At 71.7% G+C, this 24,228-nt stretch carries 20 protein-coding genes; 14 read left to right on the top strand and 6 right to left on the bottom strand.

Annotated elements, in window-relative coordinates:
• Positions 1–216, top strand: coding sequence for a DUF4287 domain-containing protein (locus ABEA93_RS18600; RefSeq protein WP_345676713.1), 216 nt, complete (start codon positions 1–3; stop codon positions 214–216).
• Positions 217–261: 45 nt separating this feature from the next.
• Here ABEA93_RS18600 and ABEA93_RS18595 read toward each other — a convergent pair whose 3' ends face one another.
• Together ABEA93_RS18595 and ABEA93_RS18590 are read right to left on the bottom strand one after the other, a co-directional pair.
• Positions 262–2,208: a PP2C family protein-serine/threonine phosphatase gene (locus tag ABEA93_RS18595; RefSeq protein ID WP_345676712.1), complete on the bottom strand. Its 1,947-nt coding sequence runs from the start codon at positions 2,206–2,208 to the stop codon at positions 262–264.
• Between the two features lie 581 nt (positions 2,209–2,789).
• The gene (locus tag ABEA93_RS18590) at positions 2,790–3,836 is read right to left on the bottom strand and encodes a LacI family DNA-binding transcriptional regulator (RefSeq protein ID WP_345676711.1); all 1,047 of its coding nucleotides are present in this window, start codon (positions 3,834–3,836) and stop codon (positions 2,790–2,792) included.
• 286 nt (positions 3,837–4,122) lie between these two features.
• Here ABEA93_RS18590 and ABEA93_RS18585 point away from each other — a divergent pair, with 286 nt between their 5' ends.
• The 12 genes from ABEA93_RS18585 (at position 4,123) to ABEA93_RS18530 (ending at position 18,131) form a co-directional block, all read left to right on the top strand.
• The gene (locus tag ABEA93_RS18585; protein WP_345676710.1) at positions 4,123–5,769 is read left to right on the top strand and encodes an ABC transporter substrate-binding protein; all 1,647 of its coding nucleotides are present in this window, start codon (positions 4,123–4,125) and stop codon (positions 5,767–5,769) included.
• Positions 5,739–6,737 carry an ABC transporter permease gene (locus ABEA93_RS18580; RefSeq protein WP_345676709.1) on the top strand — a complete coding sequence of 333 codons (999 nt, stop codon included), beginning with the start codon at positions 5,739–5,741 and terminating at the stop codon, positions 6,735–6,737. Before ABEA93_RS18585 ends, ABEA93_RS18580 begins: the two co-directional genes overlap by 31 nt.
• The gene (locus tag ABEA93_RS18575; RefSeq protein WP_345676708.1) at positions 6,734–7,612 is read left to right on the top strand and encodes an ABC transporter permease; all 879 of its coding nucleotides are present in this window, start codon (positions 6,734–6,736) and stop codon (positions 7,610–7,612) included. Before ABEA93_RS18580 ends, ABEA93_RS18575 begins: the two co-directional genes overlap by 4 nt.
• Before the next feature lie 3 nt (positions 7,613–7,615).
• On the top strand, positions 7,616–8,578 hold the full coding sequence (locus tag ABEA93_RS18570) for an ABC transporter ATP-binding protein (protein ID WP_345676707.1): 963 nt from the start codon (positions 7,616–7,618) through the stop codon (positions 8,576–8,578).
• Positions 8,579–8,643: 65 nt separating this feature from the next.
• On the top strand, positions 8,644–9,453 hold the full coding sequence (locus ABEA93_RS18565) for an ABC transporter ATP-binding protein (RefSeq protein WP_345676777.1): 810 nt from the start codon (positions 8,644–8,646) through the stop codon (positions 9,451–9,453).
• A gap of 279 nt (positions 9,454–9,732) precedes the next feature.
• Positions 9,733–11,376, top strand: a complete 1,644-nt coding sequence (locus ABEA93_RS18560; RefSeq protein WP_345676706.1) for an amidohydrolase — start codon at positions 9,733–9,735, stop codon at positions 11,374–11,376.
• A gap of 159 nt (positions 11,377–11,535) precedes the next feature.
• Positions 11,536–12,564, top strand: coding sequence for an MBL fold metallo-hydrolase (locus ABEA93_RS18555; protein WP_345676705.1), 1,029 nt, complete (start codon positions 11,536–11,538; stop codon positions 12,562–12,564).
• Between the two features lie 116 nt (positions 12,565–12,680).
• Positions 12,681–13,406 carry a hypothetical protein gene (locus ABEA93_RS18550; protein ID WP_345676704.1) on the top strand — a complete coding sequence of 242 codons (726 nt, stop codon included), beginning with the start codon at positions 12,681–12,683 and terminating at the stop codon, positions 13,404–13,406.
• Between the two features lie 174 nt (positions 13,407–13,580).
• Entirely contained in the window at positions 13,581–15,236 is a 1,656-nt protein-coding gene (locus tag ABEA93_RS18545; RefSeq protein ID WP_345676703.1) for an AMP-binding protein, read from the top strand.
• 193 nt (positions 15,237–15,429) lie between these two features.
• On the top strand, positions 15,430–16,272 hold the full coding sequence (locus ABEA93_RS18540; RefSeq protein WP_345676702.1) for an LppU/SCO3897 family protein: 843 nt from the start codon (positions 15,430–15,432) through the stop codon (positions 16,270–16,272).
• 132 nt (positions 16,273–16,404) lie between these two features.
• Positions 16,405–17,349, top strand: coding sequence for an ATP-binding cassette domain-containing protein (locus ABEA93_RS18535; protein ID WP_345676701.1), 945 nt, complete (start codon positions 16,405–16,407; stop codon positions 17,347–17,349).
• Positions 17,346–18,131, top strand: a complete 786-nt coding sequence (locus ABEA93_RS18530) for an ABC transporter permease (protein ID WP_345676700.1) — start codon at positions 17,346–17,348, stop codon at positions 18,129–18,131. Before ABEA93_RS18535 ends, ABEA93_RS18530 begins: the two co-directional genes overlap by 4 nt.
• Positions 18,132–18,143: 12 nt before the next feature.
• On the opposite strand, the gene ABEA93_RS18525 is transcribed toward ABEA93_RS18530, so the two are convergent.
• Positions 18,144–21,482: an AfsR/SARP family transcriptional regulator gene (locus ABEA93_RS18525; protein ID WP_345676699.1), complete on the bottom strand. Its 3,339-nt coding sequence runs from the start codon at positions 21,480–21,482 to the stop codon at positions 18,144–18,146.
• A gap of 209 nt (positions 21,483–21,691) precedes the next feature.
• On the opposite strand from ABEA93_RS18525, the gene ABEA93_RS18520 reads away from it, so the two are divergent.
• Positions 21,692–21,931, top strand: a complete 240-nt coding sequence (locus ABEA93_RS18520) for a hypothetical protein (RefSeq protein WP_345676698.1) — start codon at positions 21,692–21,694, stop codon at positions 21,929–21,931.
• Positions 21,932–21,985: 54 nt separating this feature from the next.
• Here the strand turns inward: ABEA93_RS18520 and ABEA93_RS18515 are convergent, their stop codons facing one another.
• The 3 genes from ABEA93_RS18515 to ABEA93_RS18505 form a co-directional block, all read right to left on the bottom strand.
• Positions 21,986–22,300 carry a hypothetical protein gene (locus ABEA93_RS18515; protein ID WP_345676697.1) on the bottom strand — a complete coding sequence of 105 codons (315 nt, stop codon included), beginning with the start codon at positions 22,298–22,300 and terminating at the stop codon, positions 21,986–21,988.
• Complete coding sequence (locus ABEA93_RS18510; RefSeq protein ID WP_345676696.1) at positions 22,291–22,899, bottom strand: hypothetical protein; 609 nt, start codon at positions 22,897–22,899, stop codon at positions 22,291–22,293. The genes ABEA93_RS18515 and ABEA93_RS18510 overlap by 10 nt, the downstream gene beginning before the upstream one ends.
• Before the next feature lie 442 nt (positions 22,900–23,341).
• Entirely contained in the window at positions 23,342–24,001 is a 660-nt protein-coding gene (locus ABEA93_RS18505) for an MSMEG_1061 family FMN-dependent PPOX-type flavoprotein (RefSeq protein ID WP_345676695.1), read from the bottom strand.
• Positions 24,002–24,228 lie beyond the last annotated feature (227 nt).

Below are 24,228 nucleotides of genomic sequence, written 5' to 3'. Positions count from 1 at the left end.
ATGGCCGACCAGGTGAAGGGCCCCGCGAGCTACTTCCCGTCCATCGAGAAGAAGTACGGCCGCCCCGTCGCCGAGTGGATCGACCTCATCCACTCGTCTCCGTTGACCAAGCACATGGAACTCGTCGCCTGGCTCAAGACCGAGCACGACCTCGGCCACGGCCACGCCAACGCCCTCGTCGCCCACACCTTGGCCGAGGCGAAGAAGCCGAGCTGAAGAGCCGAGCTGAAGAGCCGAGCTGAAGAGCCGAGGCCGCGGTCGTCAGCGGGTTCTCGCCCGGGCGGCGAGCAGAGCGATGTCGTCCTCGGCCGTGTGCGGGGCCAGTCGGGTCAGCACCGAGGCGAGGAGGGCGTCGAGCGGTCCGCCGCCGGGCAGGCGCAGCGCCGTGAGTCCGGCCAGGGACACGTCGATGTCCTGGTCGCGGCGCTCCACCAGGCCGTCGGTGTAGAGCAACAGGGTTTCGTCGGGCACGAGTTCGTGCGTGGTCTGCTCGTAGCCGCCCACGCCGGTGCCGAGCGGCGGACCGGTCGGCACGTCCAGCAACCGGGTCGGGCCCGCCGCGGAAACCAGCGCGGGCGGCAGATGGCCGGCACTCGACACCGTCCACCGGGCCCGGTTCGGATCGGCCAACGCCAGCAGACACGTGGCGGGGCGTGCGGCGTCGTCCTCGGAGATCAGCGCGTCGAGGCGGCGCAGGATCCGGTGCGGCGGCAAGTCCATCGCGGCCACATACCGCAGCGTGGCCCGATAGTTGCTCATGTCCACCGCGGCCTCGACACCGTGGCCCATGACGTCGCCGATCACCAGCAGGGTCCGGCCGAACGACAACCGCACCACCTCGTACCAGTCGCCGCCGACCACCGACGCCGTCCCCGACGGCAAGTAACGCCAAGCCAGTTCGAGGTTCGTATGCGGCTTGCCCGGCTCGGTCAGCAGCGCCTGCTGCAACTCCAGGGCGATGCCCTGCGCCCGCGTGTACCGGCGCGCGTGGTCGATCGCCACCGCGGCACCCGCGGCGACGTCGCGCGCCGTGCGCACGTCGTCGGCACCGAAGCCGCCCGGCGACTCCCCGCCGCGGCCCAGCACCAGCACACCCACCGTTCGCCGGTGCGCGACCAGCGGAACCGCGAGCACGGCCCGCACACCCGCCGACCGGAACACCTCCAACGTTGCGGAGTCCGGTGCCACCGAGCGGAGTTCCTCGTCCGTGCGTGGGTACACCGCGACCGGCTCGCCGCTGCGCAGGCACACGGCGACGGGGGAGTCCCGCGGGTAGCGCACGGCATGGCACGGCAGTTCGAGCGGACCGACGTGCGCGGCGAGCGCCGCGCCGGAGCGCTGGAGGTGCGGCGGCCCGGCCGGTCGTGCGGAACCGTGCTCGGCGGTCTCGGCGGTTCCGGCGGGCAGTATCTCGACCGTCGCGACGATCCCCAGGGCGGGCACGGTGATGTCGGCGAGTTCCGCGCAGGTCGCCGCGACGTCCAGGGTGGACCCGACGCGTTCGGCGACGGCGGCCAAGAGGGTCAGCCGGCGCAGGTGGGCGTCGTCTGTGGTGGCGGAGGGGGTGTCGCGGGGGCGGGCGTGGGTGTGCTCGGCGTCGTGCCGCCGGTGCGGCGCGGGGTGGGGATGCGGTTCCGGGTCGGCGGGGTGCTCGCGGGGTTGGTCGGCGCCGGGCTGTCGTTGCGGCGCGGGAAGGAGGACGGCCAGGACGGCGGGGTGGGGAGAGGCCGACACCGTGGTCCGGGGGTCGGCCGCGGTTGCCGGGAGCCGCCGGAACCGCAGCACCGTCCCGGCGTCGGCGGCGAGTGCGTGGTCGCGGGTGCGGCCGTCGGCCAGCACGGCGCGCACGACGACCGCGGCCGCGGCGAGCGCCGTGTCCTCGATCGGTATCCCGAGCAGTTCGTCCGCCGCCGCGGGCCCGGCGACGCGGACGAAGGCGGCGTTGACGTAGCGCCACCGGCACTCGCTGTCGAGGACCGCGATCGCGGTGCCTGCCGCGTCCGCGATCCGCCGCGCGGGGCCGGCGCTACCGGTGAGCAGGGCGGAAGCGGCGATATCGGCGAGCACCCCGGCATCCCGCGCGGCGTCGGCCCCGGCCTCGATTTTGGTCTCGGCCGCCGCGCCGTGGCCGGCCGCCGGGCGGGGGTGCGGCGGGCTCGCGGCGCCGCCCGGGCCCGGTGCCCGTCGGTGACGGCGCGGGAATCGCATACCGCCCATGATCCCGTCCGGGCGGCGGCGCTGCACCCACGGGAGGGAGTGTCGGATCGCCTGGTTGCCACCTCCGGCCCGCCGGCCCCGGAGACTCGGCCCCCGGATCCCACCCCAGGCAGGGGTCGGCGGGGGCGGCATGCGTTGGTGGCGGGCGGATGGAGGAAAGGAGCGGGACGGGGTGGATGGGGCTTCGGCCTGGGTGTTGCGATGTGGTGGCGAGGTCACCGGCGCAGGGTGGCCGCAGGGGTGCCGGGCGTGGCCCGCGCGGACCCGGCCGACCGTCCTCGGCGGCCCGGCTGTCTCTGACTGACCGTCATGGACGTTGCGGTTTGGACACGTTCGGCTTTGGGGCCGTCGGTGCGGAGTGTGTTTTGCGCCACGGGCCACCCCATCGGCGTACGCCATGTCCACTTGCTGTGTGGCACGGATCACACGGTCGAGCGCGACTGTTTCCGGCGGCTGTGTCGCCCCCGTGGGGGATATGGCTGGTTTGTCGCTCGTGGCTCTGGGCCTTGTTGTCGTCGCTCGGCCCGCGCCGCCGCCGTCGGCGTGGCGCGGGCAGGGGTGAGCCGGCCGGGTTACTCGCGCGTTTTCCGGAGCGACGACGCCCGGACGTCGAGTCTGGTGGGGACGACGCGGCCGGCCGGTTCGACGTTGCCGGATTCCAGGGCGTCGAGGAGAAGTTCCATGCCCGCCGCGGCGATGGCGGACGGCTGCATGCTCAGGGTGGTGACGGGCGGCGCGCAGTGGGCGGCAACGGGGTCTTCGCTGCAGCAGACAAGAAGGACGTCGTCGGGGACCGACAGGCCGTGCTTGCGGGCCACGTCGATCATCAACGGCGGGCTGACCTCGGCCAAGGCGAACAGGGCGTCCGGGGGAGGACCTTCGCTGAGGACCTCGTCGGCGGCCTTCAACACCGCCGCGTTGCCCGGGCGTTGGGTGGCTACGGCGTGCGGCGCGATGCCCCGTTCGCCGCACCAGGCGAGGTAGGAATCCATCGAGCGCTGCGCCCACTGCGAGTCGTTCTGCGGCGCGATGAGCACGATGTCGCGGGCGCCCTGGGCGGCCAGGTGGTCGAGGACGGACCGCATCGCGGCGTCGTAGTCGATGTCGACCCAGTAGCCGCCTTGGCGGCCTTCCACCCGCTGGTCGGTGAACACCGGGATGCCCGCGGCGAGGAAGTCGTCGACCAGCGGGTCGTCGGCCTCCGGGTCGGCGAGGATCACCGCGTCCACCGGCAGGTCCGTCCACTCGTCGCGGGGCGAGCAGTTCGGCAGGAGCACCATCGCGTAGCCGTGTTCCAGGGCCAGTTGTGCGGTGGTGTGGGTGAGTTCGGACAGGTACGGGGACTCCAGGTACGACCACGGCGCTTCGACGTACTCGCGCGCCGTGAAACCGATCAGGCGCGCGTGCCCCGCGCGCAGGAGGCGTGCGGTGGCGTTCGGCCGGTAGCCCATGCGCCGTGCGGTTTCCCGCGCATGGGCGCGGACCTCGGCGGACAGCCGGCCGGTGCCGTTGAGGGCAGCGGACACGGTGGTTTTGGAAAGGCCCGCCTCACGGGCCACGTCCACCAGGCGAACTCTGGGTGGCGCGGCGTGGCGTACCCGACGGTCACGTTCGTTCATGAGCCGGATCCTTACATGCTGACAGGTGCGGAGCCCAACACTCGGCCACCTGGGATGACCTGCTGAGAATCGTTCCCGCAAAGTCTTGTGCGGGACCGTTCCCGCATCAATACTCGCCACCTGTCCGGTTCTCCGAAACCCGGCTTTCCGGTGCCTCGCGGCGGCCACCCGCCGTGTCATCCCTGGCTCTACCTGTCTGTTTTTCGCATTTCTCCAGGCATTCCTCGGCCTTCCGCTCGACCGTTTTCGGCCTTCCATGAAATACCTCACGAAACGGGTGGTTCCCATGCGCATGCTCAGAACAGCCGCACTCGTCGGTGCCATCGCCGTGTCCGCCGCCGCATGCGGCGGCGCTTCCGACAACAACGGCAACTCCGGGCCGTCCGGGGGAGGCAACAGCCCCACCCCGTACCAGACCGTGGCGCTCACCCCGCCCGGCAAGGGCAACATGGCCTCGGCCACCTGGTCGCTGTACGCCGAGCCGCAGACACTCGACTACGTCGCCGCTTACGACTACCCGCCGAACACGGTCCTCGCGAACGTCTGCGAGCAGATGCTCCGCATCACCCCGGACTTCAAGATCGCCCCCGGCCTCGCCGAGAAGTACGAGCACCCGGACCCGCTGACGTGGGTCTACACCATGCGCCAGGGCGTCAAGTTCCACGACGGCACCACCATGACCGCCGACGACGCCGTCGCCAGCATCAAGCGCCACATCGACCCGGCCAACGCGTCCTCGTGGAGCACCGTCTTCCGCGACGTCACCTCCGTCGAGAAGACCGGCCCGATGCAGGTCACCATCAAGACGAGCAAGCCGGACGTCCTCCTCAACGAGCAGCTCGCCGCTTCCCCCGGCACCGTCGAGAGCGCCGCCTTCCTCGAGAAGACGGGCAAGAACTACGGCAACCCCAGTGCCAAGGTCAACTGCACCGGCCCGTACGCGCTGGACAGCTGGAACACCGGCGACTCGATGAACCTCAAGAAGTTCCCGGACTACTGGGACAAGTCGCTCACCCCGAAGATCGACAACGTCAAGCTGGTGTTCATCAGCGACCCGTCGGCACGCACCAACGCCCTTCTGTCCGGCGAGGTCGACGGCGGCTACATGCTCGCGACCAACTCGTACGAGAAGCTCGGCAGCTCCGGCAACGGCAAGCTGTACTTCGGCGCCAACACCGGCGGCTACAACGCCGCGGTCACCAACCTCAACGGCCCGCTCGGCGACGTCCGCGTCCGCAAGGCGTTGTCGATGGCGATCGACCGCAAGGGCATCGTCAACGCCGCGCTCGACGGCTATGGCAAGCCGGCCAAGTCGCTGCTCATCCCCGACGCGTTCGGCATCGCCCCGGAGAAGGGCAAGGCCGCCTCGGCCGCGCTCCCGGAGCTGACCCGCGACGTCGACGGCGCCAAGAAGCTCATCCAGGAAGCCGGCGCCGACGGCAAGAAGATCGTCGTCGTGACGAGCAACCTCGCCCAGGAAATCAGCGTCAGCGCCAACGCCATCCAGCAGGCGGGCAAGGACATCGGCCTGAACGTCGAGCTGAAGTCGGTCGCTCCCGACGCCTACACCGCGCTGTTCACCGACCCGTCCACCCGTGACGGCATCGACATCCTCGTCACCAACTCGTACGACATGACGCCCGACCCGCTGGAAATGCTGCAGACGCTGCACACCGGCGACTTCGGCAACTACGGCAAGTGGTCCAACGAGGAATACGACAAGCTCGTCGACCAGGCCCTCGCCACCACCGACGACAACGCCCGCGCCGACATCGCGCTCAAGCTCCAGGACATCCTGCTGCGGGAAATGCCCGGAATTCCGCTGTTCGAGTCCCCGTACTCGGTCTTCATGAGCAACAAGATCACCGGTGCCACGCCGACGATGGCCATGATGTCCTACCCGTGGGCGGCGCAGCTGGGGTCCGCGAGCTGATGGTCCGCTACATTTCCGGACGCGTCCTGGGCCTGGTGCTCGTGCTGCTGGTGACCTCCTTCGTGGTCTTCAGCGCCGTGCACCTGGCCCCGGGCGACCCCGTCACCTTCCTCATGCGCGGCCGGCCGATCACGCCCCAGACGCGCGCCGCCGTCACCGAGCAGTACCACCTGGACGACCCGTTCTTCACGCAGTACTTCAAGTGGCTCGGCGACGTGCTCACCGGCGACTTCGGCCGTTCGGTCCAGTTCCGCCAGGACGTCGGCCATCTCATCGGTGACAAGCTGCCCACCACCCTGTGGCTCATCGGCTACTCGATGGTCCTCATCTGCGTGTTCGGCATCGGCCTCGGCATCATCAGCGCCCTCAAGCCCGGCATCGTCGACCGCACGGTCCTCATCGGCACCGGCGTCTCCACCGCGACCCCGGCGTTCGCCTCCGGCCTCGTGCTGATCGCGGTGTTCTCCCGGATGCTCGGCTGGTTCCCGTCCTACGGATCCGGCAGCGAGGACGGCTTCGGCGGCCGCATCCAGCACCTCACCCTGCCCGCAATCGCGCTGGCCTTGACCTTCACCGGTCTCCTGGCCCGCGTGACCCGGGCCGCCATGCTCGACGAACTCGGCCGCGAACACGTCGAGGTGGCCCGCTCCCGCGGCGTCGCCGGCGGCGAGGTCGTGCGCAAGCACGTCCTGCGGAACGCCCTCGGCCCGATCGTCACGGTCATCGGCACGATGGTCGCCGGCCTCTTGGTGTCGACGTCGATCGTGGAGACCGTGTTCAGCACCGACGGCGTGGGCTCCCTGCTCATCCGCTCGGTCACGAACAAGGACTTCCCGGTGGTCCAGGCACTCACGCTCCTCATCGTCGCGGTGTTCGTGATCGTCAACCTCATCGTCGACCTCCTGCAACCCCTGATCGACCCGCGACTGAGCCTGACCCAGTCCACGAAACGGCGAGGTGCGTCATGACCGCTGCCACCGCCACGGCCGCCGCGCCCACCCGGCGCGGCGCCACCGCCCGGCTGCGCGGTATCGCCGCGCAGGGCCCGCTGTTCACCGGCGCCGTCGTCGTCCTCGTCCTGCTGACGCTGATGGCGATCTTCGCGCCGCTCATCGCGCCCTACGACCCGAACGCCATCGACCTGGGCAACTCGCTCGCCGGCTCGTCCGCCGACCACCTCCTCGGCACCGACCAGTCCGGCCGCGACGTCCTCAGCCGCCTCATCTTCGGCGCCCGCACCGGCCTCCTCGGGCCGCTGCTCGTCGTCGTCATCTCCACGGTCATCGGCATCGCCCTCGGCATCGTGGCGGCATGGCGCGGCGGCTGGGTGGACAGCTTCCTCTCCCGCACCATGGACGCGATGTTCGCCTTCCCGGCGATGCTCCTCGCGATCCTGTGCGTCGCGATGTTCGACGCGGGCCTCACGGCGCCGGTCATCGCGATGACGGTCGCGTACTCGCCGTACGTCGGCCGGTACGTGCGCAGCGTCGCCGTGCAGGAAAAGGCCCGGCCTTACATCGAGTCCTACCGGGTCCAAGGCTGGTCCGGCTGGGTGATCTGCACCAAGCACCTGCTGCCAAACATCGTGCCGAGTGTCCTGGCGCAGTCCACGATCAACTTCGGGTACGCGCTGATGGAACTCGCCGGCCTGTCCTTCCTCGGCTTCGGCGTCCAACCGCCGACCGCGGACTGGGGCACCATGGTCAACGAAGGCCAAAGCGCCATCATGAAGGACGCGTTCATGCCGGGCCTCGCCCCGTGCTTCGCCATCATCGTCGCGGTCGTCGCGTTCGGAATCGTCGGCGAAGGCATCTCCGACCGGGTCGCGAAGCGGGAGAAGTAGACCATGGCCCTCCTCGAAATCGACAACCTCTCCATCGCGCTGGCCAAAGGCGCGGCCCGGCCGATCCTCGACGAGATCAGCCTGACCGTCGAAGCCGGCGAAGTCGTGGGCCTCGTGGGGGAGTCCGGCTCCGGCAAGTCCGTCGCCTGCCGGACCGTGCTCGGGCTCACGCCCGAGCACGCGAAGACCGGCGGCGAGGTCCGCGTCGGCGACAACGACGTCCTGAGCATGGACCGGGCCGCCCTCAAGCAGCTCCGGGCCAAGCAGGTCGCCATGGTGTTCCAGGACCCGCGCGCATCGGTCAACCCGATGCGCCGGGTCGGGGACTTCCTCACCGAAGGCATGCGCGCCGCCGGCGTCTCCAAGGAGAAGGCCTACGCGCGTGCCGAGGAACTCCTCACCGAGGTCGGCATCCGTGACCCGAAGGGTGCGCTGAAGCGCTTCCCGCACCAGTTCTCCGGCGGCATGCTGCAGCGCGTGGTCATCGCGGCGGCGTTGACGGGCGACCCGTCGCTGCTGCTCGCCGACGAGCCGACCACCGCGCTCGACGTGACGACGCAGGCCGAGGTCATCGGCATCCTGCGGCGGCTCCAGGCCGAGCACGGGACGGGCATGCTGTTCGTCACGCACGACCTGGAACTGGCCGCGGCCATCTGCCACCGGGTCTATGTCATGTATGCCGGGCGGATCGTGGAAACCCGCACGGCGGAGCAGCTGTTCGCGGCGCCGCGGCACCCCTACACCGCCGGACTGCTGGCGTCCACGCCCAGCCTGGAGGAGGACGCGGAACCGCCGCGTCCGATCCCGGGCCGGCCGGTGTCGCTGGCGGAGAACCCGCCCGGGTGCGCGTTCGCGGCCCGGTGTGCGTTCGCCGAGGACCGGTGCCGTGTCGAGACGCCCGTGCTGAAGGCCGACGACGGCGGGGCAGTGGCGTGCCTGCGGGCCGACGAAGGGATTTTGGCGTGAAGGCCGAATCGAAGACGGAAGCCGCGGCGATCGGGACCGAGCCGGCCGCGGTTGCCGGGGAGACGCTGGAAGTCCGCGGACTGTGCCGGTCGTTCGGGGACCACAAAGCGGTGGACGATGTGAGTTTCACGCTGCCGCCGGGCGGGTCGCTGGGGATCGTCGGCGAATCGGGGTCGGGCAAGACGACGACCATTCGCATGGTCGTGGGGCTGGACACCCCGGACGCGGGCAGCATCGCGCTGGGCGGCCGGGAACGCGGGAGGAAGCCCCGCGGGCGCGCCGAACGGCTGGCGCGGGCCCGGGAGATCCAGATGGTCTTCCAGGACCCGTACCTGTCGCTCGACCCGCGGATCACCGTGCGGGACTGCATCGACGAGGTGCTGCGGCTGCACGGCGACCACGCGGACAAGGCAGGCCGGGACGCGCGGGTCGAGGAACTCCTCGACCAGGTCGGGCTCGGCGAGCGGGAAGCCGGGGCGCTGCCCAAGCGGCTTTCCGGTGGGCAGCGGCAGCGTGTGGCGATCGCGCGGGCGCTCGCCGCGGGGCCGCGGGTGCTGATCCTCGACGAGGCCGTCGCGGCACTGGACGTGTCGATCCAGGCGCAGATCCTCGACCTGCTCGGCCGGATCCGGCGGGAACAGGGCATCGGCTACCTGTTCGTCAGCCACGACCTCGCGGTCGTCCGGCACATCACGGACGACGTGGTCGTGCTGCGCAACGGGCGGGTCGTGGAGGAAGGCCGCACGACGGACGTGCTGAGCCGGCCGCAGCACCCGTATACGCGGCTGCTGATCGACTCGGTACCGGGGCCGGGCTGGGATCCGGACCGGATTGCGGAGAGCCGGAGGGCGTTGGCGGCGGTGGAGGGGGGCTGAGCCGGGGGCCGAGTTCGACTCGGCCCCTGCCCGCCTCCTCCGGGCCCTCCCTCTCCCTCCACCGTCTGGTTTCGGTTGGCGTCGAAGGGCCCTCCCCCGCCTCCTCCGCCGTCGGTTGGGCAACTGCTTTGCGCGGTCTGCTGTTCCGACGTGTCGACTCTGCCCGCCGTGTCCGCGTGTTGTCACATCCCTGACCGTCCGGCCTGTGGACGACCACCCCTCGGGGTGAATCTCGCCCTGTTCGTCCACAGCCCGGCTTCTTTCCCTGGAGCACTTACCATGCCAACCCCCGCCGATCTCGTCTTCCGCGGCGGATCCGTGCACACCCTGGACGCGGCGCGCCGCCGGGCCACGGCGGTCGCGGTCCGCGGTGGCCGCGTCGTGGCCGTCGGCCACGACGCCGACGTGCGCGACTTCGTCGGCTCCGGCACCGAGGTCGTCGACCTGGCCGGCCGGGCCCTCCTCCCCGGTTTCCAGGACGCGCACGTCCACCCCGCGTTCGCGGGCATGACCTTGATCCGCTGCGACCTGTCCGAAGCCTCCGGCGCCGAGGACGCGGTCGCGAAGGTCCGCGCCTACGCGGACGGCCACCCCGACGAGGAGTGGATCCAGGGCGGCGGCTGGCTCATGGACTGGTTCCCCGGCGGCACTCCGTCGCGGACCCTCCTCGACGCGGCCGTGCCCGACCGCCCGGTCCACCTTGTCAACGCGGACGGCCACGGCGTGTGGGTCAACACCCGCGCCCTCGAAATCGCGGGCGTCGACGCCGGCACGCCCGACCCGGCCGACGGCCGCATCGAACGCGAAGCCGACGGCTTCCCGCAGGGCACCTTGCACGAGGGCGCCGCCGCGCTGGTCGGCCGGCACCTGCCGAGGGCGTCCGCCGCCGACGGCCTGCGCGCCCTCCTCGCGGGCCAGGCGCACCTGCACGCGCTCGGCGTCACCGCGTGGCAGGACGCCATGGTCGGCTCCGACCACGGCGCGTTCGACGCGCTCCCCGCCTACTTGACGGCCGCCGCCGACGGCACCCTCACCGGCCGCGTGAACGGCGCTCTGTGGTGGGACCGCAACGCCGGCGCGGAGCAGGTGCCGCAGTTGCTGGCGCACCGGGAGCGGAACACCGTCGGGCGGTTCCGCACCCGCACCGTCAAGATCATGCAGGACGGTGTCGCGGAGAACTTCACCGCCGCGATGGGCGACGCCTACTTCGACGGCTGCGGCTGCCGTACCGGCAACAGCGGCCTGAGCTTCGTCGACCCCGAGGCGCTCCGCGGCTACGTCGAGGTCCTCGACGCGCACGGCTTCCAGGTCCACTTCCACGCCGTCGGCGACCGCGCCGCGCGCGAAGCGCTCGACGCGGTCGCGCAGGCCCGCGCCGCAAACGGCATGAACGACCACCGCCACCACATCGCGCACCTGCAGGTCGTCCACCCGGACGACGTGCCGCGTTTCGCCGCGCTCGGGGTGACCGCGAACACGCAGCCGCTGTGGGCCGCGCACGAACCGCAGATGGACGAGCTGACCATCCCGTTCCTCGGCACCGAACGTGCCGCCTGGCAGTACCCGTTCGGGGACCTGCTGCGCGCCGGCGCGGTCCTCGCCGCGGGCAGCGACTGGCCGGTCAGCAGCGCCGACCCGCTGGCCGGCATCCACGTCGCGGTCAACCGCGTGCTGCCGGGCGGGAACGAGCCGGTGTTCCTGCCCGAGCAGCGGATCGACCTGACCGCCGCACTGGCGGCGTACACGGTCGGCACCGCGTACGTGAACCACGCCGAGGACACGACCGGCACGATCGAGGCCGGCAAGCTCGCCGACCTGGTGCTCCTGGACCGCGACCCGTACACGCACCCCGCCGAGGAGATCGCGGACACCCGTGTCCTGGCGACGTACGTGGAAGGCGAAGCGGTCTACACGGCGTCCTGACGCACCGGCAGCAGGAGAACGGGCGGCCTGGGGGACTTTCCCCGGGCCGCCCGCCGATTCCGCCCCGACGCCACACCCCGGCCGCGCACCACCCCCCGGGGTCGCGCACCCCCAAGGCCCGCGCCGGCCCCACCCCACCCTCGGCCTACAGTGGCTTTCATGTCGGCCACCGCACCCACTCCGCGCCCCGACCGGCCCCGGCGCCCGCTGCCGCCCGTCGAGCAAGTCCGGCCGGGACTGTGGAGCATCCCCGTGCCGCTGCCGGCCATCCCGCGCTACGTCCTCGTGTACGTGTTCGAGACCGATGCCGGGCCCTACCTGGTCGACACGGGCTGGGACACCGACGAGGCGTTCGACGCGCTGACCGCCGGACTCGCCGGCATCGGCACGTCCGTCGACGACGTGCAGGGCGTCCTGGTCACTCACGCGCACTTCGACCACTACGGTCTCGCCGGCCGGATCCGGGAACGCTCCGGCGCGTGGGTGTCGCTGCACCCGCTCGACGCCGCCGCGCTCGCCCACTACGAACGCGCCCCGCACGAGCGGCGCGTGGTCGTCCTCCAGGCCGCCGGGGCACCCGACGACGTCGTCGAGGCGGCCGCCCGCGACATCGTCCGCGCGGCGGTCCGGATGCCCCGCCCGGACGTGCTGATGGAGGACGGCGACAAGCCGCACGTCCCCGGCTGGGACCTCACCGCCGTCTGGACACCCGGACACTCGCCCGGCCACCTGTGCTTCTGGGAGGACCGCGAACGGCTCCTGCTGACCGGCGACCACGTCCTGCCCGACACCGTCGTCGTCATGGGCGAAGTCGGCGACGCCGGCCCCGACCCGCTCGCCGACTACCTCGACGCCCTCGACCGCCTCGCCCGCTACCAGCCGGACGAGGTCCTCCCCGCCCACGAGCACCGCTTCCACGGCCTCCACCACCGGCTCGACACGCTCCGCGGCCACCACACCGACAAGCTGACCGCCGTGCGCACCGCACTGCGCGAACTGGGCCCGGCCACGGCCTGGGACGTCGCCGCCGCCGTGACCCCGCGCCGACCCCCGGCCCGGCTGCGCGGCTTCGCACTGCACGCCGCCCTCGTCGACATGCTCGCCTACCTGGCCGCCCTGGAAGCCCGCGGCCTTGTCTCGGGGGAGCGGCGTCCCGGGCGCGGCAGCCGCTGGCGGGCCGTGGACTGACCCGCGTCACCCTGGCTTTCGCCGCGTCCCTGGTCCACCGTGTGATCCGCACGCCGCACGGCCGCACCCTCGGGGCGGCCGTGCGCACCGCGTACGACGCGAAAGGAGCCACCCGCATGCACCCCACCGGCATCATCTTCGCCGCGCTCGACTGCGACGCGGACGTCATCGAAGCCTGGAACCGCTGGTACGACCTGGAGCACACCCCGCCGAACCTGCTCCTCGACGGCGTCCTGCAAAGCCGCCGCTACGTCGCCACCCCCGATTTGCACGCCGCCCGCATCACGGCGCCCGACTCCCCGTTCGCCGCCGGCCGCTCGACCTTCCTCACGATCTACACCCTCGTCGGCGACCCCGGCGCCGCCTTCGCGGGCATGACCGGTCTGCGCGACCGCCTCGTCGCCGCCGGCCGCATGGAGTTCCCCGCCGACAAGAAGACCGTCCGCGACGGCGACGTGTTCACCGGCGCCGTCGCGAGCGGCGATCCCGCCATCAAACTTCCCGCCGAGGAAGTCCCGTTCGTCGGCCACACCGGCATCGTCGTCACCCAGCGCCGCGGCGCCTCCGACGCGGCCCGCGCCCGCGCCGCCCGCCTGACCGGCGTGGACGGCGTCCACGCGATATGGACGCTGGCTTCGGGAACCCGCGCCGACCTCGAACTCGACATCGCGTACGTCGAAGGCGACCCCGCCGAAGCCGCCCGCGCCCTCCGCGCCGCGGAACCGCACCACCCCGACACGGAGATCCTCGCCGACGCGCCGTTCCGCCTCATCGACCCCCTGCACTATCCGTGGGCGGATGCCATCCGGGACTCCGACCTCCCGGCGAAGGTCGGAGGCTGACGCCGGCCACGCACAACCCACCTACACCGCGACGGGGCCGCCGGGACCACTCCGGGGGCCCCGACCGCTGCGCGGGCTCCCCTTCATCATTCCATCGCGCCTCATTGACTGCCGTCATCAACGCGAGATACTTGGCTTCCGGACCCCGATGACGTCCCGGCGAGGTGCCCGCTCATGGAGCTGTCCCCGTCCGCTCATGTCGATACGTTCTGCCGCGACCGCCTGCCCCCCTTCGAGCAGTGGCCGGAACTCCTGTTCGAGCTGCCCGAGCTGGTGTACCCCGACCGGCTGAACTGCGCGGTCGCCCTGCTCGACGACACCGCGGCCCGGCACGGCGCCGACCGCGCGTGCCTGCGCACCCCCGACGAGACCTGGACCTACGCCGACCTGCAACGCGCCGCCCGGCAGGTCGCCCGCGTCCTCGTCGACGACCACGGCCTGGTCCCCGGCAACCGCGTGCTGCTCCGCGGCCCGAACAACCCGTGGCTGGTCGCCGGTTGGTTCGGCGTCCTGCGCGCGGGCGGCGTCGTCGTCACCACCATGCCGCTGCTCCGCGCCCACGAACTCGCCACCCTGTGCGCGATCAGCACGCCCGTGGTCGCCATCTGCGACCACCGGTTCCTCGGCGAACTCGACACCGCCGCAGTCCCCGGCCTCGCCACGATCGCCTACGGCGGCCCCGGCGACGCCGACCTGACCGCCCGCTGCGCAGCCGTCGGCGACGCCGACTTCCCACCGGTGGACACCGCCGCCGACGACGTCGCCCTCGTCGCGTTCACCTCCGGCACCACCGGGCGGCCCAAGGCCACCCTGCACTTCCACCGCGACGTCCTCGCCAACGCCGACACGTTCTCCCGGCACGTGCTCGCCCCACGCCCCGACGACGTCTTCACCGGCACACCGCCGCTCGGCTTCACGTTCGGCCTCGGCGGACTCGTCGTCTTCCCGCTCCGCGCCGGCGCGTCCACGCTGCTCGTGGAACGCGCCACCCCCGAGGAACTCGTCGACCTGATCGACCGGTTCGGCGTCCAGGTGCTGTTCACCGCGCCCACGTTCTACCGCGCGGTGATCGCCACCGGCGCCGCCGCACGCCTCGCCGGACTGCGGCGCTGCGTGTCGGCGGGGGAGGCGCTGCCCGCCGACGTGTGGCACCGGTTCCGCGACGCCACCGGCCTGCGGATCATCGACGGCATCGGCGCCACCGAAATGCTGCACGTGTTCATCTCGGCCGCCGACGACGCGATCCGCCCCGGCGCCACCGGCCTGCCGGTACCCGGCTACCGGGCCGAAGTCCTCGGCGCCGACGGCACCCCCGCCCCCGACGGTGAGCCCGGCCCGCTCGTCGTCAAAGGCCCCACCGGATGCCGCTACCTCGACGACGAACGCCAGGCCGCGTACGTCCGCGACGGCTGGAACTACACCGGGGACACCTATATCCGCGATGCCGACGGCTACTTCTGGTACCAGGCCCGCAGCGACGACATGATCGTCTCCTCCGGCTACAACATCGCCGGCCCCGAAGTCGAAGACGCCCTCCTCGCCCACCCCGACGTCCTCGAATGCGGCGTCGTCGGCGCCCCCGACGAAGCGCGCGGCACCATCGTCAAGGCCTACGTCGTGCTCCGCCCCGGCGTCCCGTCCGGCGACGACACCGCCAAAGCGCTCCAGGCCTTCACCAAAGCCGCCATCGCCCCCTACAAGTACCCCCGCGCCGTCGAATTCGTCGACGCTCTCCCGCGCACCGGGACCGGCAAACTCCGCCGCACCGAACTCCGTGCGTGGGCCGCCGCCCATGCGGGCAACCGGGACACGACCAGCCGGCGAGCCTGACAAGCCCGCCCAGCCCGCACCCTTGGAGACACTTCGTGCACCGCACCCCGGACGACCAGCCGGCGGGCGGAACCCACGGGTCCAATGCGTCCTCGCCGCCCAGCAGCACGGCGACGCCGACCGATGCGCTTTCGTCGGACAGGTTCTTCACGTCTGCGCCACGCGGCCGCCCGATGCCGTGCGTTACCGGGTGATGAATCGTTCCGACTTCCCTGTTGCAAGGCGCGCGACATGCATTAACGTGCGGGGGCTCCCACCACACGGCCTGACCTTCCCCGATGAGGCTTCCTTGAGCATGCCCGCGCACGGTGCGAATCCCTTTGCGGCGAGACCCGATGCCACTCCGGCCCCCTCCGACCCGAACGCTCCGCCGACACCGCCCTACGGTGTAGGCGAAGTCGTCTTCTGCCGCTTCTGCGGTTCCTTTCCCGCAGCCGAAACCACCGTGCGCGGGCACCGCGGCTTCATCATCGTCATGTCCATGGAGCACCTGAACGGCCCGTTCTGCCGTTCCTGCGGACTTGCGACGTTTCGCAAGATGACCGCGAGCACGCTGAAATCGGGCTGGTGGAGCATCGGTTCGCTGCTCCTCGCGCCTCTGACCCTGCTCTGGAACCTCATCCCGTACGCCCGCATCCGGCGGCTCGCGCCCCCGGTCCCGGGCAGCCCCGTCCTGCCCATGCAAGAGGGCAAGCCGCTGACCCGCAGGCCGGTGATCCTTTGGCTGTTGATGCCGATCCTGATCGCGGGCTTCTTCACGCTCGCTTTCCTGCCCGATGACGACGACGATGCTTCCGGCACCGGTAGCGGGCCGCAGGTCGGCCAGTGCGTCTCCGACGCCGGGACCCTGGACAAGCCGAAGCTGAAGGTCGTCCCGTGCACGTCGACCGACCCGCAGCCGATGAAGGTCATGGCCCGCCTCGAAGACACCGCCGACGACGCCGGGTGCCCGACGATGGCCGACATTGCGTACACGATGAAGCGGGGCAGTGACCCGCTCTACACCCTCTGCCTGCTGGACCCGAACCAGCCGTAGGGAATTCCCCTGTCCGGTGCGTCGTCTGCGTCCTCGCAGGCGGCGCGCCGGACAGGCCGCGGACACGCGCAGCTGCCACCGTGTCAGGGCGGTGTCAGAACAGCGTCAGGGCCGGCGAGGAACGTGGTCGTCATGACAACACGATCCGCGATCGCAGTGACCGGGCTGCGCAAGGCGTACGGCGGCAAAGCGGTGCTCGACGGCATCGACTTCGAGGTCGCCGCGGGAACGGTCTTCTCGATGCTCGGCCCCAACGGCGCGGGCAAGACGACGACCGTCAACATCCTCACCACGTTGATCACGGCGGACGCCGGGACCGTGTACGTCGACGGCCACGACGTCGCCACCGCGACCAAGGCCGTCCGCTCGGCCATCGGCGTCACCGGCCAGTTCGCCGCCGTCGACGACCTGCTCACCGGCCGCGAGAACCTCCAAATGATGGCCGACTTGCGGCGGCTGCGCTCCGGCGACCGGCTCGTCGGCGACCTGCTCGAACGGTTCGACCTGGTCGAGTCCGCGCAGAAGCTCGTGTCGACATACTCGGGCGGCATGCGCCGCAAGCTCGACCTGGCGATGACGCTGGTCGGCAGCCCGCGCATCATCTTCCTCGACGAGCCGACCACCGGGCTCGACCCGCGCAGCCGCCGCACCATGTGGGGGATCGTCCGCGAGCTGGTCGCCGCCGGCACCACGATCTTCCTCACCACCCAATACCTCGACGAGGCCGACCACCTCTCCGACCGGATCGCCGTCCTCGACCAGGGCCGGCTCATCGCGGAAGGCACCGCGGACGAGCTGAAGCGGCAGGTGCCCGGCACCCACGTCCGGCTGCGCTTTGCGGACGCCGAGACGCTCGACGCGGCGGCCCGGATCCTGCCCGGATCCACCCGCGACGACCAGGAACTCGCGCTGCGCGTGCCCGGCGACGCCGGCACCGCGTCGCTCCGGTCCCTGCTGGACCGGCTCGACGAGTACGCCCTCAACGCCGAGGAACTCTCCGTGCACACGCCGGACCTCGACGACGTCTTCCTCGCCCTGACCGAGCGCACGACCCACCTGGAGGCGGTCGCAAAATGAGCAGCACTCTCCCGCCGAACCGTCTGTCGTCGTCGTGGGGCGACTCGATGATCATGCTGCGCCGCAACCTCAGGCACAGCATGCGGAACCCCATCACGGTGTTCCAGTCGGTCCTGTTTCCGGTCGTCATGATGCTGATGTTCGTCGAAGTCTTCGGCGGCGCCTTCGACACCGGCGAAGCCGAGTACATCGACTACGCGACGCCCGGCCTCCTCGTGATGGCCATCAGCTACGGCCTCGGCGCGACCTCCGCCGCCGTCAACGACGACATGCGCAAGGGCATCATCAACCGCTTCCGGACCATGGACGTGTCCCGCGCCGCCGTCCTGAACGGGCACGTCGTCGTCACGGCGGTGCGCTGCATGGTGGCGTGCGCGGCGATCATCGCGGTCGCCTTCACGCTCGGGTTCGACCCGCACGCGAGCGCGCCGGATTGGCTCGGCGTGTTCGGGCTCGTGCTGCTGGTGAGCTTCGGCGCGGCGTGGCTGACCGTGGCGCTGGGGCTGGCCGCGAAGACGCCGGAGTCCGCGGGGTTGGCGACCGTGCCGCTGATCATGCTGCCGTTCGTGAGCAGCGCGTTCGTCCCGGCCGACACGATGGGGACGGGCGTCCGGCAGTTCGTCGAGTACCAGCCGTTCACCCCGATCATCGAAACCCTGCGCGGACTGCTCGACGGGCAGCACGCGTCGACCGGGGACACGGTCGCGGCGTTCGCCTGGTCCATCGGCTTCGCGATCGTCGGCTACGCGTGGGCGGTCTCCACGTTCAAGAAGCGGGCGTGACTCCGGCCGCCGTCACCGCGCGAGGGTGACCTCGGCCAATTGCGACCAGTCGGCATCCGCTCCCTCCCGGGCCGCCTCGGCGAACTCCGCGTCGCCGAGGCGGCTTCGGGCTTCCCGCTCGATACGCCGCACATCCGGGTGCGAACTGTCCGGCAGCCCGCGGAGGCCCGTGGCGGCCGCGAGCAGCCGGGCGGCCTGCGCGGGGTCGTCGTCCCGCAGGGCCACGTCGGCGATGCCGACGAGGATCTGCGCGATGAAGGTGGGGTGGCCGGCCGAGGTGGCTGCCCGGTAAGCGACGGCGTGCTCGGCGCGGGCCGTCGCGGCGTCGGGGGCGAGGTAGCCGAGCAGGTGGTGGGTAAGCGCGCGGACGTTCGGCTCGTCCTGGTCGTCGACCAGCGCCATCGCGGCGCGGAGTTGCTCGGACGCTTCCGCGGTGTCGCCGCGCCAGCGGGCGAGCCCGGACTTGGCGAAGGCGAGTTCGGACAACGCGTCGGGCCAGGTGACGCCTTCCGCGTAGCGTTCCCCGTCCGCGATGGCCTTCGTGGCGGCCTCGTCGTCGCCGGCCTGCCAGTAGAGCTGTGCCTGGCGGGCGCGCATCCGGATCACGTCGTCGGCCACCCCGAGTTCCGCCACCAGGGCGATGGCTTCCTCGAAGTATGCACAGGCGGCGGTGACTTCGCCGCGCACCGCGATCCGCTCGGCCAGCTCGGTGAGGGCGAACGACGTCCCGTACCGCTCCCCGAGGGCCCGGAACTCGGCCAGCGCCGTCTCCAGACACGCATCCGCCTCCCGGCCGCCGCGGCCGAGAATGACCCGCGTCTTGCCCGCTTGCAGCCGGGCCAGCGCGCGCGCCCACGGATCCGGATCGTCCAGCAGCGCCTCGAACGCCTCCACCACCGTCTCCGGCGCGTTCAGCAGACGTTCCAGCGGGATGATGAAACCCAGCAGCGGATGCCCGCCGTCCGCGATCCGCGACCTGGCTTCGTGCGCTTTGCGGATCCACTCCGCGGCCTGGTGCTCGTCGCCGCGGCCCGAGGTCAGGAACATGACCATCAGCGCGTACACGGTCGCCCGGACGTCGTCGGTCACCTCGCCCGGCAGCCGCGTCGCCGCGGAAATCAGCTCCGCCGCCTCGGTCTTGTGCCCGGCCAGCCACCAGTACCAGCCCGCACCGCCCGCCAGCCGCATCGCCGCCTGCGCCTCGCCGGCCGCGAGCGCGCCGCGCATGGCCGCGCCGATGTTGTCGTACTCGGCTTCCAACGCCCGCAACCACGTCACTTGCGCGGCCCGGCGCAGCTCGGGCTCGGCACCCTCGGTGAGCGCGATGAAGAAGTCGCGGTGGGCGTGCCGGGCGGCTTCCGCTTCACCCGCACGGCCGAGCTGCCCGGCGGCGTACTCCTTGATGGTGCCGAGCATGCGGTAGCGCGGAGCCGCGTCGTTGTCGGTCCTTACCAGCGACTTCTCGGTGAGCGCGGTGAGCAGCTCCAGGACCTGCCACTCCTCGACGCCGTCGCCCGCGCATACGGACTCGGCCGCCTCGAGCGTCGCCCCGCCGGAGAACACCGACAGCCTGCGCAGCACACTGCGCTCGGCGTCGGTCAGGAGTTCCCAACTCCAGTCGACCACCGCGCGCAGGGTCTTGTGCCGGGGGAGCGCGGTACGGCTGCCGGCGTTGAGGAGGGCGAAACGGTCGTCGAGCCGTCCCGCGAGCTGCTCGGGCGACATGGTGCGGAGCCGGGCGGCGGCGAGTTCGATGGCGAGGGGCATGCCGTCGAGGGCCCGGCAGATCTGGGCCAGGGTGGCGAGGGTGGTGGGGGAGGGGGAGACGGCGAGCGGGTCGCTCGGGTCGCCCGGGGTGCCCGGGGTGCCCGAAGCTCCCGAGGTGCCCGACCTGCCGGACCCGGCCGAACCCGCGGGGGTGCCCGCACCGAAGGCGAGGTCTCCGCGGACCGCCCTGGCCCGGTCGAGGAGCAGCCGGACCGCGGGGGAGTCGGCGATGTCCGCCGCCGTCCCCGCACCCATACCGCCCGCACCCGCTCGCGCGGCCGGCAGGCGAAGGGGCTCGACGCGCCACAACGCCTCCCCGGTGATGCCCAACGGCTCCCGGCTCGTCGCCAGCACGCGCAGACGGCGGCACTCGCCGAGCAGGCGGTGCGCGAACACGGCCGCCGACTCGACGACGTGCTCGCAGTTGTCCAGGATCAGCAGCGCCTCACGGTCACGGATCGCCGCGATCAGACGGTCCGTCAGCTCGGTGTTGGCGCTGCCGCCGAGGAGGGCGTCGCGCAGGCCGAGCGCGGACAGCGTCGCTTGTGCGACGTGCGCCGTCGGCGGAGCGGCTTCCGCCCGGCGGGTGTGCGCCGCGTCCCCGTCCGCGCCGATGGCGGCCAGCTCGACCAGCCACACCCCGTCCGGCAGATCGCCGAGCATCGTGCGCGCGGCCTCCGTCGCCAGGCGGGTCTTCCCGGCGCCGCCGGGCCCGATCACCGTCGTGAGCCGATGCCCGGACACCAGCCCGCGCAGCGCCTCGACATCGGCTTCCCGGCCGACGAACGACGTCAGCTCGGCTCGCAGGTTCGTCTTCCGGCTCTCCGGCTTCGCCCCCAGCTCGCCCCGCAGCAAAGCCACATGCAACGCCGCCAGTTCGGGGGAGGGGTCCACGCCGAGCGCGTCGGCAAGCGCCTCGCGGGCTCGCTGGTACACCAGCAGCGCCTCGCTGCCGCGTCCCGCCGCGACCAGCGCCCGCATCAACGCCGCCACCGGCCGCTCCCGCAACGGATGCGCGGCCACCAGGTCGGTCAGCTCGGTGACCATGTCCGCGCCGCGCCCGAGCGCGACCTCGGCGTCGACGCGCTCCTCGGTCGCGACCAGCCGCAAGTTCTCCAACCGCACCACCGCGGCATCGAAGGCGGCACTGTGCTGCGGGCCGACGTCTTGCAGGGCGGGGCCGCGCCACAGTTCCAACGCCTCGCGCAGCATGCGCAGGCGGGATTCCGTCCGGGGCCGGGGATTGCCGTCGGCGTGAGTCCGGCTCGCCTGCACCAGCCGTTCGAACCGCACCGCGTCGACGTCGTCCGGTGCGACGGTCAGCCGGTAGCCGTCCGTCCCGCCCTCGATGGCGCCTTCCGGCAGCACCTTCCGCAGCCGGGACACCAGCCGCTGCAAGGCGTTCGTCGCCTCGGCCGGGGGCTCGTCCCCCCAGACCCAGTCCACGAGGGCGGCTTTCGACACCGTCCGCCCAGGCCGCAGCGCGAGGGCGACCAACAACCCGCGCAACCGCGCCCCCGGCACGTCGGCCGAACCGCCGCCGTCGATCCGCACCTCGAAGGGTCCCAGCATCCCGATGAACACCCGCCGATTTTGCCACGGAGGCACCGAGCACCCCCTGCCGCACGCGGCAGCCCCGCGCACCGGGTACAAAGAGACCGTTGGGGCACACTCGTTCGGCTCGTTGCGCGGGGTGGGGAGTCACGGTGGGGAACTGCGGTGTATGCGGCGGCGCGCGCCTCGTACCGGTCTACGGCGCCTGCCAAGCCTGCGGTGGAGCGGGCCAATTCGGCATGGGATCCGACAACGGCTACGCCTGCTCGGGCTGCGGCGGCTCAGGCCAGGGCCAGTCGATGCAGCCCTGCCCGGGATGCCACGGCACGGGCGGCTCGGACGGCTACTACACGCCACCCCAGCCGGGCCATACGGGTCCGCGCCGCCCGCTGACGCCGGGCGGGAAGGTCAAGGTCTTGCTCTTCCAGCTGATCCCGCCGGCCGGCTTGGCCGCATACGTCTACTACACGTCGCGGTAGCCCGGGCTGGAGACCACGAGGGCGTGTGACCAGGGGTGCCGACGATCGCGCGTCTCAGCCGCTCTGCGGCGTGAACCGGACACGGACCTGGCGGTTGCGCGGCGTGTGGTCGAGCACCGTGCCGCACACGCGCGTTCCGCACGTGGGTAGTACGCCGTCCGGCAGGTTGGGAAGTTCGTTGAGGCCGAGGGCGTCCGGAACCGAGTCGATGCGGATGAATACGCCGAAGGGCTGCCGGGCGACCACCTCGGCGGTGACGAGGGTGCCGGGTGGGAGCGCCACGGCAGCGGCGGCCCAAGCGTCGCGTGCCTGAGCCGCTGTGCCGTTCCCCGGCCAGGAGTAGCCGGACGCGGCGTGGTCTACTCCCACACCGTCGCTTCGAACATGAGCGCCTTGCGGGTCGGCACCGCGGTGAGGCGGAGGTAGGCGATGCGGCCCTCGTCCGTCTGGAGACAGAGACGGGTGCCCGAGGTCAGCTTGCCGCTGGTGTACGTGCCGTTCTTCTGGATGAGGCTCAGGCAGTCGGCCTTGGTCGGCTCCGGGCCGTCGGGCGACGAGACAGCCATGACGTTGCCGCTCTTGGGCGGGTAGAGGTCCTGGGTCGGCAGCATGAACCCGGTCGTGACGTCGGCACCCTTGTCGGAAGGACCGGGAAACGGCTTGGAGTTGTCCAGATCGACGTAGCTGGAGTCCTCCGTGAGGGTGATCTTCAGCGGCCCCGCGAACACCTTCGCGGGCTGGTCCGCCGCGGGCGGCGTCGCCGCCTTGGACTCGGACCCACCGGAGGCGGACCCGACCCCGGACCCACCGGTCGCGGACGCACCTGAACTCGCCGACTGCGACTGGCTCCCGGCATCCGACTTGGCACCGGAATCCGATTTGGAAGCCAACTGGATGGACACGATGATCCCGACGACCGGGATCACGATCCCCACGACCCACCACGCCCATTTCGGCTGATTACTCACGACACTCCCGCAGGCATTCGTCCAGGCCCGGGGAGCCTACCAATGACACGACGTCAAGGTGTCGACACAAACCGGCGGGCGCGGCGAACGGAGCATCCGACGCGCTGGTCACGCCCTCGTCCGCTTCGGCTTCCGCCGAGCCTGAACGAACGCGGCACCGGCGAGCAGCACGACTGCGGCGCCTGCCGCGCCAGGGTGTTCGTTGCCGTGCTCGCCACCGCGCTGGTCGCGTGGCTGACGACACGCCCGAGAGCCAGGCGAACGAATCGAGGGCGGGCCGCACGCCGAGCCTGTCGGACCGCGCCGAGGTGCTCGACCTGCTCGCGCGCTACGGCCAGTACTTCGACCAGCATCAAGCCCAGGACCCCCGCGCCCTCGCCGACATCGCCGTGTACCCCGCGCCGGAAGGCCTGACGCCGCCGTCGCGGCAGACGGCCCCACGCTACTCGTACCGGTACTTCAGCGAATCCGCCTCCGCCTGCCGGATGTCGGCGATCGTCAGCTCCGGCATGCGCAGTTGTGCCAGCGTCACCTCGGCCGAGGTCGGCTGGGCGTCCGTCGGGAGCCACTCCTCCGGTTTCCAGGCGCCGCTGCGCATGAGCGACTTGGGGCAGTGGGGGTAGACCTCCTCGATCCCCACCACCAGCGCGCTGGCCGGCGGCTTGCCGACGGCGGTCAGTTGCGACAGCAGCTCCGGGCGGGTGGAGACGCAGGCGCGGCCGTTGACCCGGAGCGTCGTGGTGCGGCCCGGGATGACGAACAGGAGTCCGGCGCGCCCGGTGGTGACGACGTTCCGCAACGTGTCCAGACGCTTGTTGCCGGTCGCGTCGGGTATCGCCAGCGTCCGCGAGTCCAAGACGGCGACAAACCCGGCCGGGCCCCCGCGCGGGGAGACATCGCAATTGCCCTCGGCATCGGCGCTCGCGACCAGAACCAGTGACGAGCAGCCGATCAGTGCCCGGGTCTGGTCCGTGAGTTCGGTCATCTGCTTGCGCACGGCCGCGTCACTGGGGAGTGCGTAGGTCTCCCGCAGCGCCTCGGCGTCGGTCACGGCGTCGAGGAGAAGCGAATCGAAGGCGCTGCCGGTGAGGGAAGTCGTCATGTGGTCGACCCTAACCGCGGGTCTTGCGGAGGCCGGTGAGGGGACGGCGTCTCGCGTGGGGCCCATCGGACGCCCGGCGGGACGGTGCGGACGCCGGGACCTCCGTGACGAGGCGGTTACCGGGACGCAGCGCTGAGAGCTTGTTCGCAGGCCAGTTCGATGGGTTTGCCGCGACGGCATTGTTGCTGGTCAGGGGCTTGTCGTGGGTGAGGGCGAACGCCTCGGCG

The organism is Yinghuangia aomiensis (assembly GCF_039542225.1).
Lineage (GTDB): Bacteria > Actinomycetota > Actinomycetes > Streptomycetales > Streptomycetaceae > Yinghuangia > Yinghuangia aomiensis.
The sequence above is the reverse complement of the archived record's forward strand: the minus strand, read 5'-3'. Positions and strand labels throughout refer to the sequence as shown.